Below are 12,650 nucleotides of genomic sequence, written 5' to 3' on the forward strand. Positions count from 1 at the left end.
GGCGTCCCGGCAGCGGACCACCGCACGGGAGACGCGGTGGGCTTGCACGTTAATCAGAAGAAAATCGTCTTCACAAGAAAGCTGCACGCATCGCACGGGAGGAAGATCGCCGGAATCGGTGTGCACGGACCGATCGGGGGTGCTCCATATTCCCTTCGGCGCAAGGGAATTGAGAATGCGCGGCAGCGGCGTGCGCAATGACTGTGATGCCGGTCACTGATTCCCTGTGGTGCGAATCACGCCTTTCCCGGGATTTACCGGCGGTCGCCCCCGTGGCCTTCCCGGGACGTTTCCCCGTGCGCGTCCACGCGGTGGTAGCGGCGCTCCGGTCGCCCGGTGGTGCCGTACCGGAGGGTGACGCGAGCGGTCCCCAAGGCGACGAAGTGCTCCAGATAGCGGCGGGCGCTGACCCGGGAGAGGCCGCTGCGCTCGGCGCACTCGGAGGCGGAAAGGCCCGCGGAGTCGCCGCGGCTCCCGGCGTCGAGGGTCGCGCGCACCAGCTCCGCGGTCTGTTCGGTGAGGCCCTTGGGCAGCCGGGCCGGAGCGGCGGGGACGGTGGCGGGTGCGGCCGTGTGGCCCGGGGCGGCACCCGTCGCGCCCGGGACGCCGTCGCGTGCGGCGGCACCGGCCGTGCCCGCCGCACCGGCCGCGCCACCGGTGGGGACCGTGCCGTCGGTGCGCGGCGGGTCGTCCCCGGTGCCCGCGAAGATCCGGTCCACATCGCCCTGTTCGGGCGCCTGGAGCGCCGCCAGCTCCGCCCGGCGCTCGGCGTACCGGTGCAGCCGCTCCTGGAGCAGCTGCCCCTCGAAGGGCTTGATGATGTACTGCACCGCGCCGCCGCGCTGTGCGCCCCGTACCGTCGCCGCGTCCCGGGCCGCCGTCACGACCAGCACGTCAGGGCCCTCGTCCACGGCCGCCGTGCCGCGCAGGGTGCGCAGGACCTCCAGGCCGGGCAGGTCGGGGAGGTACATGTCGAGCAGCACGAGGTCGGGGCCCAGTTCGCGGACCGCCGCCAGCGCGTCGTGGCCGCTGTGCACCGCCCGTACGACCGTGAAGCCCGGCACCTGCTCGACGAGGGTGCTGTGCAGCCGGGCCACCATGAAGTCGTCGTCGACGACGAGCACTCTGATCACGGCTGCCTCCTCTCCCTTCGCCGGCCTGCGCACGGTACCGGTCGCTCACGGCCGTACGTACGGTACGTAACGCCCGTACCGTTCCGGCCCGGTGGGCCCGGGTGCCCGGCTCACAGCTCCCGGTTCGCCGTGCCGTCTCACTGCGCCCGGCTCACAGCTCCCGGTACGCGACGCCCGTGAGCCGTTCCGAGGCGGCCCACAGCTGCCCGCCCGCGATGTCGTTGCGCGCCCACGGCGCCCGCCATGCCGGGCCCGGGCCGCCCCGCACCCCCAGGATGCGCGGCCCGAAGAACGAGTCGCCGTGCACGTACGGCGCCGTCGCCGCGTACAGCACCGGCGCCGCGCCCTGGTCGGGGGAGGCGCCGACGGCGTCGTTGAACAGCCTGGCGATCCGTTCGCGCCGCGGCTGCCCGGCCAGCCGAGGGCCCTTGGCCTGCAACTCGGTCCGCGCGTAACCGGGGTGTGCGGCCGTGGAGGTCAGATCGAGGCCCTTGGCGTCCGCGCGGTGCGCCAGCTCCCTCACGAAGAGCAGGTTCGCCGTCTTCGAGGCGCCGTAGGCGGTCATGGGGCGGTAGCGGCGCTCGCTGCCGAGGTCGCTCATGTCGATGTTGGACAGCGCGTGCGCCATGCTGGCCACGGTCACCACGCGCGCGCCCGGGGCCGCCAGCAGCCGGTCCAGCAGCAGTCCCGTCAGGGCGAAGTGGCCGAGGTGGTTCACGCCGAACTGCATCTCGAAGCCGTCCGACGTGCGCGCGTACGGAACGGCCATCAGGCCCGCGTTGTTGACCAGCAGATCGAGCCGTTCACAGGGCAGCGTCCGCGCGAACTCCCGTACGGACAACAGGTCCGCCAGATCCAGCAGCCGCAACTCGGCGCGCGCCTCCGGCACTTGGGAGCGGAGCCGGTCCAGGGCGAGGGCGCCGCGCTGCGCGCTGCGGCACGCGAGCACCACCCGGGAGCCGCGCCGCGCCAGTTCGCGCGCGGTCACATAGCCGATGCCGCTGTTGGCTCCGGTCACCACAGCGGTGCGCCCGCTCTGGTCGGGGATGCTGCGCGCTGTCCAGCTCATGCGAATCAGCGTATGGCGGGCGGACGGACGGCGCGAGGGAGCCGCCGGGGACGGGAACCGCCGTGGCGGCGGTGAGCGTCAGCGGTGCCGGTGCCGGTGCCGGTGCCCGCACCCGTGCCCGCACCCGTGCTGACACTGACGCCGGTCCGGGGCGTGGCGGCTGCCGTGCGCGGCGGGCTCACCGCGGGTCCGGCTGCCCGGGCAGCCCGTCGTGGTGTACGAGCAGCGCGTCGGTGACCGGGTCCGGGCACTCGGCGTTCGCGAGATGCGCAGCCCCCGGGACCTCGACCAGGGTCGCGCCCGGCACGGCGCCGGCGATCTCGCGGGCGTGCTCGGGCGGGGTGGCCGGGTCGAGGCCGCCGGCGACGGCGAGGACCGGCACCGTCACCTCCGCGAGCCGGTCGCGCAGGTCGAAGGAGGCGATGGCGTCGCAGCAGGCCGCGTATCCGGCGGCGTCGGTGCAGCGCAGGTCCTCGATCATCGCGGTGCCGTGCGGTGTGGACCCGAACTCGGGCGCGAACCACACGCCGGGGCGTGACGCGATCATGGATTCAGTGCCGTCGGCCCGTACGGCCGCGGCTCGCTCACGCCACGCGGAAGGCTCACCGAAGCGGGCCGAGGAGCAGACGACGGACAGCGCCGTGAGCCGCTCGGGATGGTGCACGGCGAGATGCAGCCCCACGGCGCCGCCCAGGGAGACACCGGCGTAGGCGAACCGCTCCCAGCCCTGCGCGTCCGCGGCGCGCAGCACCAGCTCGGCGAGGTGGGCGACGGTGGCGGTGCCGTCGGTGGGGATCAGCTCGCTGGACGAGCCGGCCATCGGCTCGGCGGGCGAGGCCCCGTGGCCCGGCAGGTCCCAGCGCAGCACGTGATGGCTGCGGATCAGCGCGGGAAGCTGTGGCTCCCATACGGCCAGCGAGGTGCCGAGCGACGGGCCGAGGATCATGGGTCTGCCGTCGGCGGGCCCGTCGAGCCGGTGGTACGGCAGCGGCTCGGGCTCCGCCGGTACGGAAGCGGTCACTGTGATCTCTCCGGGCCTGCGTGGGCTGCGGGGCGTGCCGTGCCCGCCGTCGCCGGGCGATGCGGGGGATGGGATTGCGTTGCCGATGGTCGTTCACCGCTCTCCGGTGTCGCGGACTGTCTCTTCTTCCGCCGCGTGTCCGGCGCGGCGGCCGGCCGGGGGCCGCCCGGCGTCCTGACCGTTCTGCTGCCTCTTCTCCTGCCCGTCTTCGGCGCGGGTACGTACCGGACCCGGCCCGCGGCGCAGCGCGCGGTCGGTGAGGGCCGGCGCGGAGCCCGTGTAGTGGGTGGGATCGGTCAGGTCGCGCAGCCGCTCACGGGAGAGCATCTCGCGGAGGGCCGGCTCTTCCTCCTCCAGCGCCTCGTCCAGCGTGATGCCCTCGTCGACCGCCTTCCGCGACGCGGCGTCGAGGAGCTTGCGCGCGCGGGCCCGGCCGAGGAGCGGCCCGAGGGCGGCGGTGAAGCGCTCGCTGACGATGAGTCCCTCGGTGAGAGCGAGGTGTTCGTGCATGCGGTACGGGAACACCTGGAGCCCCTCGGCCAGTTCGGCCGCGGAGTGGGCGGATCCGCCCGTCAGGCGCAGGAGTTCGCGCACGGGCTGCCACTCGGCGTGCCATGCGCCCGCGGGGCGCTCGTCCTCGGCGGCCAGCGAGGACAGCAGAGTCGAGGCGAGAGCGGGGGCCTGCCTGGCGGCGGCGGCGATGAGCGTGGCCCGTACGGGATTGGTCTTGTGCGGCATGGCGGACGAGCCGCCACCGCCGCCCTCGCCGACCTCCCCGATCTCGCTGCGCGAGAGCACCAGCACGTCCGCGGCGAACTTGCCCAGAGCGCCGCATGCGAAGGCGCACGCCGAGCCCAGGTCGGCGACGGGGGTGCGCAGCGTGTGCCACGGCAACGGCGGCTCGGCGAGGGGGAGTTCGCGGGCGTAGGCGGCGAGCAGGCGCAGGCCGAGATCGGTGGCGGGGACGCCGTGCGCGGCACCGTAGGGGGACTCACGCTCCGGGCCGTGGCTGCCGGGCCCGGTACTGGGCCGGAAGCCGTCGCCGGTTCCGTCGCCCGCGCCTGCGTCCGCCGTTCCTGCGTCCGCCGTTCCTGTGTCCGTGCCTGTGTCCGTTCCTGCGCCGTCTGCGGTGCCTGAACCGGTGCCGGTGCCGGTGCCGGTCCTTGAACCGGACCCGGTGCCGGTGCCTGAACCGGTCCCTGGACCGTTCCCGGGCTCGGCGTCCGCCTCGCCGCCCGACTCGGCATAGGCGGCGAACGCCGCCAACGTGCCCGCCGCGCCGCCCAGTTGGACCGGCAGCGCCGCCCGTACCGCCGACAGCCGGTCGGCCGCGTCCAGCACCAGGCTGCGCCAGCCCGCCACCTTCAGGCCGAAGGTCGTCGGCACGGCGTGCTGGGTGAGCGTCCGCCCCGGCATGGGGGTGTCGCGGTGCTCGGCGGCCGTCACGGCCAGCTCCCGCGCCGTGCGGTCCAGATCGGGCAGCACCACGTCCAGGGCGCGGGCGGCGACCAGCATCAGCGCGGTGTCGAGGACGTCCTGGCTGGTGGTGCCCCTGTGCACATACGGTGCGGCGTCCGGCCCCACGGCGTCGGTCAGATCCGCCACCAGCGGAATCACCGGATTGCCCCCGGAGCGGGCGCGCAGCGCCAGACCGCGTACGTCGAAGCGGTCCGCGCGCGCTGCCTCCGTGACCGCGGAGGCGGCCTTCGCGGGAGCCAGGCCCAGGCTCGCCTGTGCCCGGGTGAGGGCGGCCTCGGCGTCCAGCAGCGCTTGGAGCACCGCGGTGTCGCCCGTGGCGGACTCGGCGGCCGAGCCCGTACGGACGGGCGCCAGCAGACCGGAGTCCTCCGGCCCGGGACCGGTGCCGCCGGGGCGGGCGGTGCCCGCGCCGGGGCCGTGCTCGCCGGCGCGGTCCTCCCGGTCCCGGTCCCGGTCTCGATTCCGGTCCTGGTCCCGGTCGCCGTCGGCCCCCGTCGGCCCGGAGCCCGGATCAGTTGAAGTCAAGGAAAACCGTCTCCTTCTCGCCCTGAAGCCGGATGTCGAAGCGGTACGAGCCTGCGGCGGCACGTTCAGCCGTAGCCACCAGGGTCTCGCGCCGTCCGGCGTCGAGCGAGGCGAGAAGCGGGTCGTCGGCGTGTGCCCGAGTGTCCTCCGGAAAGTACACGCGGGTGAAGAGGTGATGCAGCAGTCCCCGGGCGAAGACGCACACGCTGATGTACGGAGCGTGCCCGGGCCGTGCGCCGGGCTTGAGTGTGCGGGCTGTCCAGTGGCCGTCCGCGTCCGTGCCCACGCGCGCGAAACCGGTGAAGTCCACGCCGTTGCGCCCCAGATGACCGCCGTCGAACGGATCGCGGCGCATCGACCCGGGCGCTCCGCGCAGGTCGCCGTCGGGGTCGGCCTGCCACAGCTCGATCAGCGCGTCGGGCACGGGCGCGCCCGAGCCGTCGTAGACGTGGCCGTGCACCGTGACGGTGCCCTCGCGGCCCGCCGGGGCGATGTCGCCGCCCTCGGGGAAGGGCAGGGCGTAGCCGTAGAAGGGGCCCACGGTGTGGGACGGGGTCGTCTGGAGGGAAGCGTGCGCCCCCGGCGTAACCGGCGCCCCAGGCGTACCCGACGTCCCCGGCGCCGCCGGTGCGACCCGTCCGTTCTGTGACTCCTGTGCGTCCGGCATCAGCGGCCCTCCTCGATCCAGGTGGCGGACGGTCCGTCGAGGACGATGTCCCAGCGGTATCCCAACGACCATTCGGAGCGGGACAGTTCGTGGTCGTACGCCGCGACCAGCGCCTGCCGCGCCGACTCCTCGGTCACGGACTGGAGGATCGGGTCGTGGGCGAAGAGCGGGTCGCCCGGGAAGTACATCTGGGTCACCAGCCGCTGCGTGAACGCGGTGCCGAAGAGCGAGAAGTGGATGTGGGCGGGGCGCCAGGCGTTCTCGTGGTTGCGCCACGGGTAGGCGCCGGGCTTGATCGTGGTGAAGCTGTAGCCGCCGTCGTCACCGGTCAGGGTCCGTCCGACGCCGGTGAAGTTCGGGTCGAGCGGGGCGGGATGCTGGTCGCGCAGATGCGCGTAGCGGCCCGACGCGTTGGCCTGCCACACCTCGATGAGCTGGCCGCGCACGGGCCGGCCCGCGCGGTCCAGCAGCCGGCCCGAGACGGTTATGCGCTCGCCGAGCGGCTCGCCGGTGTGCCGGCGCGTGAGGTCGTTGTCGATGTCGACGACGTCGGTGGCACCGAAGACCGGCGTGTGCAGCTCCACGGCCTCCGGGTCCGGCTCCACCGGGACGAGCGACTGCTTGGGGTGGCGCAGCACGCTGCTGCGGTACGGCGCGTAGTCGCGGGACGGATGGCCGGCGGCTGGGGCTCCGGCGGCGCGTGATTTCTCGTACTCGTCGCGCAGTTCGGCGACCTCGCGGTCGATGTCTCGCTGGGTGAGGGTCATGTCGCTCTCCTGTCGGCTCTCGCGCTACGGCCGGCTCGCGCCGGCGGACGCGGGGACCGGGGACGCCGGCGGAACGGACCGCGGAACAGCTCAGCGGAACTGCTCAGCGGAACTGCTCAGTGCGCTTGAAGCAGTGTCCTGATGCTCAGTGTGCTGAGCGATTTCGACGGAATGAATCCGACGCTGCCACCATGGGCAGGGTGCGTCAAGGCCCAGGAAGAGGTACGGCAGCTCTCGACACCCTGCGTGGGTTGACGCAAGAATCAGTCAGTACACGATCGAAATCGGGCGGGCGCTTACGGGGCGCGGCGCAGGCGGGCGAGGGAGAGCGGGGAGCGCATGGCGGCGGTCGATCTGAGCACCCACCCCGGGCATCTGGCCCGGCGGCTCCAGCAGGCCCACTCGCTGCTGTGGGGCGCGATGGTCTCCGAGGAGACGACGTCGCCGCAGTTCGCGGTGCTCAACGCGCTGGAGGAGAAGCCGGGCATGGACCAGCGCACCCTCAGCGAGCACGTCCATCTCGACCGGTCCACCATCGCCGACCTGGTGGCCCGCCTCGCCGGGCGGGAGCTGGTCGAGCGGGTGCGCGACCCGGAGGACGGGCGCCGCAACGTACTGAGGCTGACGGAGGAGGGCCGCAGGCTGCACCGGAAGCTCGTCACCCGCACCGCGCGGATGAACCGCGTCTTCCTCGCGCCGCTCGACGCCGGTGAGCAGGAGACGCTGCTGCGGCTGATCGGCAGGGTGGCGGAGGCGGCGGAGGAGCTGCGCGGCTGAGCGCGGCCGTCCGTGCCGGTCCGGGCCCGTCCCTGCCCGTCCGGGTTCCGCTCACGCGCCGCGCCGCCCGGCCCGTCCGGTGTCCGGCAGCGGACAGCGAGCGTGCAGGCGGTGGGGGCGGTGCGGGTTCAGGCGGTGCGGGAGGGGAAGACCGGCACGCTGACGCCGTCGTCGTCCAGGCAGCGTCCGGTGCGCAGATCGAAGCGCTGCTTCAGCAGCGGCGAGGCGACGAACGGCACGCCCGCCGCGGAGCCGAGCAGCCCGCGGGAGAGGACGTAGGCGCCCGTGAACGGGTCCCGGTTGCCGACGACATACGTACGGCCCGCGCGGTCGAGGAAGACCGCCGCCTGCGAACCGTCCCGCAGCAGCGCCGCCACGCCCCGTCCGGGAGTGAGCCGGTCCAGGCCGCACACCGTGAACCAGCCGCTCTCGTCGCGCACTTGGAGACGGCGGCCGCGGTCCGGCGCCGTCGTGTGCGCCGTCGACTGGGTCGGCGTGTGGGTCGTCGTGTGCGTCGTGCCGGTGTGCGTCGTGCCGGTGTCCGTGGTGCCGGTGTCCGTGGTGACCGTCGTGGTCGTCATCGGGTGACCGTCCCTTCGAGTGCGGCGGCCGTTCCGGCTGCGGTGCGTACGGGGATGTCCGGGCCGGAGAGAAGCGTCAAGTCCGGCTTGATCTGCTCCCGTTCGTCGACGAAGCGCACCGAGGGATCGGGGACGCCGGGCGCGTTGACGAACGAGACGAAGCGGGCCAGCTTCTCCGGATCGGAGAGGGTCTCGGACCACTCGTCGCGGTAGTGCGCGACGTGCTCGGTCATCAGTGCCTCCAACTCGTCACACAGTCCGAGCGAGTCGTGCACGACCACGTCCCTCACGTGTTCGAGTCCGCCCTCGATCCGCTCCAGCCACGACGAGGTGCGCTCCAGCCGGTCGGCGGTGCGGATGTAGAACATCAGGAACCGGTCGATCAGGCGCACCAGTTCGGCGTCGCCGAGGTCCTGCGCCAGCAGGTCCGCGTGGCGCGGCGTCGCGCCGCCGTTGCCGCCGACGTAGAGGTTCCAGCCGGCCGAGGTGGCGATCACGCCGAAGTCCTTGCCCATCGCCTCGGCGCACTCGCGGGCGCAGCCGGAGACCGCCGACTTCAGCTTGTGCGGTGAGCGCAGCCCGCGGTAGCGCAGCTCCAGGTCGATGGCCATGCGGACGCTGTCCTGCACTCCGTAGCGGCACCAGGTGCTGCCCACGCAGGACTTGACGGTGCGCAGCGCCTTTCCGTACGCGTGCCCCGACTCGAAGCCCGCCTCGACCAGGCGCGCCCACACGGCCGGAAGCTGGTCCACGCGTGCGCCGAACATGTCGATGCGCTGACCGCCGGTGATCTTCGTATAGAGGCCGAAGTCCCGTGCCACCTCGCCGATGACGATCAGCTTCTCCGGCGTGATCTCACCGCCGGGTACGCGGGGGACGACCGAATACGAGCCGTTGCGCTGGAGGTTGGCGAGGAAGTGGTCGTTGGTGTCCTGCAACGCGGCCTGCTCGCCGTCCAGTACGTGCCCGTCGGCACCGATGGAGGGCGCGAGGGAGGCGATGATCGAGGCCACCGCCGGCTTGCACACCTCGCAGCCGTCGCCGTCGCGCGCCCCTTCACGGCCGTACGACTCAAGCAGCGCGGCGAAGGACGTCAGCCGCAGCGTGCGCACGATCTCGTACAGCTCGGCGCGGGTCCGGGAGAAGCAGCCGCAAAGGCCCTTGTCGACGGCGACGCCGTTCGCCTCCAGCTCCGCGTCCACGAGCTGCCCGAGCACCTTGACGCAACTGCCGCAGCCCGTACCGGCGTTGGTGCACTTCTTCACCGAGGCGGCGTTCGTGCAGCCGTGCCGGGAGACGGCGGCGCGGATGGTGCCCTTGTCGACGTGGTGACAGTTGCAGACGACCGCGTCGTCGGGCAGCGCGGCGGGGCCCAGGCCGGCGGGGGAGGCGTCGCCGCTGCCGGGCGGCAGCACCAGCGACTCCGGCGGTACGGGCGGCACGGTGCCGGTGAACGCCCGCAGCGTCCCGTACGACTCGGCGTCGCCGACGAGCACGCCGCCCAGCAGAGTGCCCTCCGGGGAGACCACCAGCTTCTTGTAGACGCCCTCGCGGGAGTCGGAGTAGACGACGTCGAGACAGCCGTCGGCGGTGCCGTGCGCGTCGCCGAAGGAGGCGACGTCAACGCCGAGCAGTTTCAGCTTCGTTGAGGTGTCGGCGCCGGTGAAGCCGCGGGGCTCCTCCGGTGGCGTGTGCTCCGTGAGCCGGGCGGCGAGGGCCTCCGCGACCGTCTCGGCCATCTCGTAGCCGGGCGCGACGAGTCCGTAGACCGTGCCGTCGGCCGCCTCGGCGCACTCGCCGATCGCGTACACCCGAGGGTCCGCGGTGCGGCACGACTCGTCGACGACGACGCCGCCGCGTCCGCCCGTGGTGAGGCCCGCTTCGCGTGCGAGCGCGTCGCGGGGGCGGATGCCGGCGGCGAAGATCACCATGTCCGTGGGCAGTTGAGATCCGTCCGACAGCGTCATGGCCGTCACGGTGCCGGTGCTGGGACCGGTGCCGGTGCCGGTGCCGGTGCCGGCGCAGGTTCCGGCACCGTCACCGGAACCGCCGCCGGTGACGATCTCCTTGCCCGACACTCCCGTACGCACCTCCAGGTCCATCCCTTCCAGGGTGCGGCGCAGCGCGGCGCCGCCGCCCGCGTCGACCTGGAGCGCCATCAGCCGTTCGCTCAACTCGACGATGTGCGTGCGCAGTCCGAGCCCGCGCAGCGCGCCCGCGGCCTCCAGGCCCAGCAGCCCGCCGCCGACGACGACGCCGGTGCGCGCCGCGCCCTTCGCGTACTCCTCGATGGCGAGCAGATCGTCGACCGTGCGGTAGACGAAGCAGCCCTCGGCGTCACTGCCGGGGACGGGAGGCACGAACGGGTAGGAGCCGGTGGCCAGTACGAGCGCGTCGTAGCGGATGCTCAGCCCGGAGCGGGAGGTGACGGTGCGGCGCTCGCGGTCGATGGCGGCCGCGGGGTCCCCGAGGTGGAGCTCGATGCCGTGCGAGGAGATGAACTCGTCGTCGCACAGGGCGAGTTCGGCGGGCGTGGTGCCCGAGAAGTACGAAGTGAGCCGGACCCTGTCGTATGCGGGACGCGGCTCCTCGCTCAGCACCACCACGCGCGCGGCGGAGGTGACTTCGCGGGCGACCAGGGCCTCCAGGAAGCGCTGGCCGACCATGCCGTGACCGGCGAGCACGATCGTCGGCCGCTTCGCCGGTGCCGTCCGCGCCGTCGGCTGGGTGGTCGGCGTCGTCGGCGTTGTCATCGGGGGGCCTCTCCGTCGTGGGTGAGCAGGTGGAGCAGCGGCTCGGGAGGCAGCGGTTCGCCGGTCTCGTAGGTGCGGGCGAGCGTGCCGACCGTGGCCAGATCGCCGAGGAGGATGCCGCCGACGAGCCGGTCGCCGCGGACGACGACCTTGCGGTAGACGCCGCGGGTGGCGTCCGTGAGGCGCACCACGTCGTCGTCGGCGCGAGGGAGCGGATCGCCGAACGCGGCGAGATCCAGGGGCAGTCGGGGAGGCTGCCGCCGGGCGCCCGCGCCGCCGGGGAGGGTGAGACGGGTGAGGGAACGGGTGCCGCGGTAGGGCGGCGGTGGGTCCGGTGGGTCCGGTGGGTGCGGTGCGGTCGTTGCGGCCGGTGGGTCCGGTGGGTCCGGTGGGTCCGTTGCATCCGGTCGGTCTGCCGTGGCCGGTGCGGCTGCCGTATCGGGCGCGGCTGCCGTATCGGGCGCCTCTGCCGTGTCCGGTGCGTCCGGGTCCCGGTCCCGGTCGACGGGGGTGGCGCCGGTGCCGTTCGCGATGACCCGGGCGAGGGCGTCGGCCTGTTCCTGTGCCGGTCCCGCGAGCCCGTAGAGGACGCCGTCGTGCTCGGCGCAGTCGCCGACGGCGTGGATGTGCGGATCGGTCGTACGGAGCCGGTCGTCGACGACGATGCCCCGTGCGACGTCGAGACCGGCCGCCTCGGCCAGCCCGGTGCGCGGGCGCACGCCGCAGGCGAGCACGACGAGACGGGCGTCGAGGGCGTGGCCGTCGGCGAGTTCGACGGCGCATACGGATCGCTCGGTGCGTTCGGTGCGTTCGGTGCGTTCGGTGCGTTCGGTGCGTTCGGAGCGGGCCGTCCGTTCGGTGGGTTCTGCGCGCTCGGCGGGGGCTGCCGTGCGTGCGCCGTGGGGCGTGCCCGCCTCGTGGAGGGTGCGTGCATCGTGGGGCGTGCGGCCCGTGCCGGAGGCATCGGCCGTGCCGCCCGTGCCGGGCCGGGTGCGCAGCCCCCGCACCCGGCACTCCGTGTGCACCTCGACGCCCAGCTCCTCCAGGTGCCGCCGCAGCAACCCGGCCGCACCCGCGTCGAGTTGGCGTTCCATGAGGCGCTCGCCCTGGTGCGCGAGGAGGACTCGTGCGCCGCACTCGGCCAGCGCCCGGGCCGCGGAGACGCCCAGCAGCCCGCCGCCGACGACCACCGCGGGCACGCCGGGACCCGCCTCGCCGCGCAGCGCGAGACAGTCGTCCAGGGTGCGGAACGCCCTTACGCCGTGCGGGAGTTCACCGGAAGGACCGGGACGTCCGTGGCCGCCGGGCGCGAACAGGCCGCGCAGCGGCGGCAGTACGGGGCTCGCCCCCGTGGCCAGCACCAGCGTGTCGTAGGGGAGCACGCCGCCGTCGTCGCACACGACGCGCCGCTCGGCACGGTCGATGCGTACGGCATGCACCCCGCTCAGCCACCGGGCGGGGCTTTCGGGAAGCGCCAGGACGTCCGCCGCGTACCGCCCGGCGAGCACGTCGGCCAGCAGCACCCGGTTGTACGGGCGGTGCGGCTCCTCCCCGACGACGGTGATCTCCGTACAGACGGTGATCTCCGTACCGGGGCCCGTGGGCTCGCCGCTCGCGTCTCCGGTCGCGCCGAGCTGCTTCAGCTGCTGGGCGAGCCGCGCACCGGCCATGCCGCCGCCGACCACCACCACGCGCTGCCGTGCCCTCGGTGCCTTGCGCAAGCTCATGTCACGAGCGTGCGCCGCGGCTGTTACCCGGCCGCATCACGCCTGTTTCCCGGCGGGAACGGTGCCCTCAGCGGACGCCCGGGCGAGCTGTGAGCGCCTCTGAGCCGTCGGTCGTCGGCCGCCATCCGCCGCCGTCGGTCGTCGGTCGCCA

At 73.7% G+C, this 12,650-nt stretch carries 10 protein-coding genes; 1 reads left to right on the forward strand and 9 read right to left on the reverse strand.

What is annotated here, in order from left to right; genetic code table 11:
* Positions 1-254: 254 nt before the first annotated feature.
* The 6 genes from HCC61_RS02675 to pcaH all read right to left on the reverse strand — a co-directional run bounded on the left by HCC61_RS02675 (position 255) and on the right by pcaH (position 6,661).
* A complete protein-coding gene (locus tag HCC61_RS02675; RefSeq protein ID WP_169133556.1) occupies positions 255-1,133 on the reverse strand; it encodes a response regulator in 879 nt (292 codons plus the stop codon).
* A gap of 151 nt (positions 1,134-1,284) precedes the next feature.
* The gene (locus HCC61_RS02680) at positions 1,285-2,202 is read right to left on the reverse strand and encodes an oxidoreductase (RefSeq protein ID WP_169133557.1); all 918 of its coding nucleotides are present in this window, start codon (positions 2,200-2,202) and stop codon (positions 1,285-1,287) included.
* A 178-nt stretch (positions 2,203-2,380) separates the two neighbouring features.
* Positions 2,381-3,223, reverse strand: coding sequence for an alpha/beta fold hydrolase (locus HCC61_RS02685; RefSeq protein ID WP_346776988.1), 843 nt, complete (start codon positions 3,221-3,223; stop codon positions 2,381-2,383).
* Positions 3,224-3,316: 93 nt separating this feature from the next.
* The gene (locus HCC61_RS02690; RefSeq protein WP_169133845.1) at positions 3,317-5,059 is read right to left on the reverse strand and encodes a lyase family protein; all 1,743 of its coding nucleotides are present in this window, start codon (positions 5,057-5,059) and stop codon (positions 3,317-3,319) included.
* 154 nt (positions 5,060-5,213) lie between these two features.
* The gene (gene pcaG / locus HCC61_RS02695) at positions 5,214-5,894 is read right to left on the reverse strand and encodes a protocatechuate 3,4-dioxygenase subunit alpha (protein WP_169133558.1); all 681 of its coding nucleotides are present in this window, start codon (positions 5,892-5,894) and stop codon (positions 5,214-5,216) included.
* Positions 5,894-6,661, reverse strand: coding sequence for a protocatechuate 3,4-dioxygenase subunit beta (gene pcaH, locus HCC61_RS02700; protein ID WP_169133559.1), 768 nt, complete (start codon positions 6,659-6,661; stop codon positions 5,894-5,896). Before pcaH ends, pcaG begins: the two co-directional genes overlap by 1 nt.
* Positions 6,662-7,000: 339 nt before the next feature.
* Between pcaH and HCC61_RS02705 the strand changes: the two genes are divergently transcribed.
* Positions 7,001-7,438, forward strand: a complete 438-nt coding sequence (locus HCC61_RS02705) for a MarR family transcriptional regulator (protein ID WP_169133560.1) — start codon at positions 7,001-7,003, stop codon at positions 7,436-7,438.
* Between the two features lie 128 nt (positions 7,439-7,566).
* Here the strand turns inward: HCC61_RS02705 and HCC61_RS31155 are convergent, their stop codons facing one another.
* From HCC61_RS31155 to HCC61_RS02720, 3 genes are all read right to left on the reverse strand, one after another.
* The gene (locus HCC61_RS31155; protein ID WP_346777017.1) at positions 7,567-7,878 is read right to left on the reverse strand and encodes a nitrite reductase (NAD(P)H) small subunit; all 312 of its coding nucleotides are present in this window, start codon (positions 7,876-7,878) and stop codon (positions 7,567-7,569) included.
* Between the two features lie 137 nt (positions 7,879-8,015).
* Positions 8,016-10,772, reverse strand: coding sequence for a nitrite reductase large subunit NirB (gene nirB, locus HCC61_RS02715; RefSeq protein WP_169133562.1), 2,757 nt, complete (start codon positions 10,770-10,772; stop codon positions 8,016-8,018).
* A complete protein-coding gene (locus tag HCC61_RS02720) occupies positions 10,769-12,499 on the reverse strand; it encodes an FAD-dependent oxidoreductase (protein ID WP_169133563.1) in 1,731 nt (576 codons plus the stop codon). Before HCC61_RS02720 ends, nirB begins: the two co-directional genes overlap by 4 nt.
* Positions 12,500-12,650 lie beyond the last annotated feature (151 nt).

The organism is Streptomyces sp. HNM0575 (assembly GCF_012726265.1).
Classification (GTDB): domain Bacteria; phylum Actinomycetota; class Actinomycetes; order Streptomycetales; family Streptomycetaceae; genus Streptomyces.

Excerpts from the sequence above, each read along its gene's own strand:
- HCC61_RS02720 (WP_169133563.1), bottom strand. The coding sequence starts at position 12,499 with ATGAGCTTGCGCAAGGCACCGAGGGCACGGCAGCGCGTGGTGGTGGTC.
- HCC61_RS02680 (WP_169133557.1), bottom strand. The coding sequence starts at position 2,202 with ATGAGCTGGACAGCGCGCAGCATCCCCGACCAGAGCGGGCGCACCGCT.
- pcaG (WP_169133558.1), bottom strand. The coding sequence starts at position 5,894 with ATGCCGGACGCACAGGAGTCACAGAACGGACGGGTCGCACCGGCGGCG.
- nirB (WP_169133562.1), bottom strand. The coding sequence starts at position 10,772 with ATGACAACGCCGACGACGCCGACCACCCAGCCGACGGCGCGGACGGCA.
- HCC61_RS02705 (WP_169133560.1), top strand. The coding sequence starts at position 7,001 with ATGGCGGCGGTCGATCTGAGCACCCACCCCGGGCATCTGGCCCGGCGG.
- pcaH (WP_169133559.1), bottom strand. The coding sequence starts at position 6,661 with ATGACCCTCACCCAGCGAGACATCGACCGCGAGGTCGCCGAACTGCGC.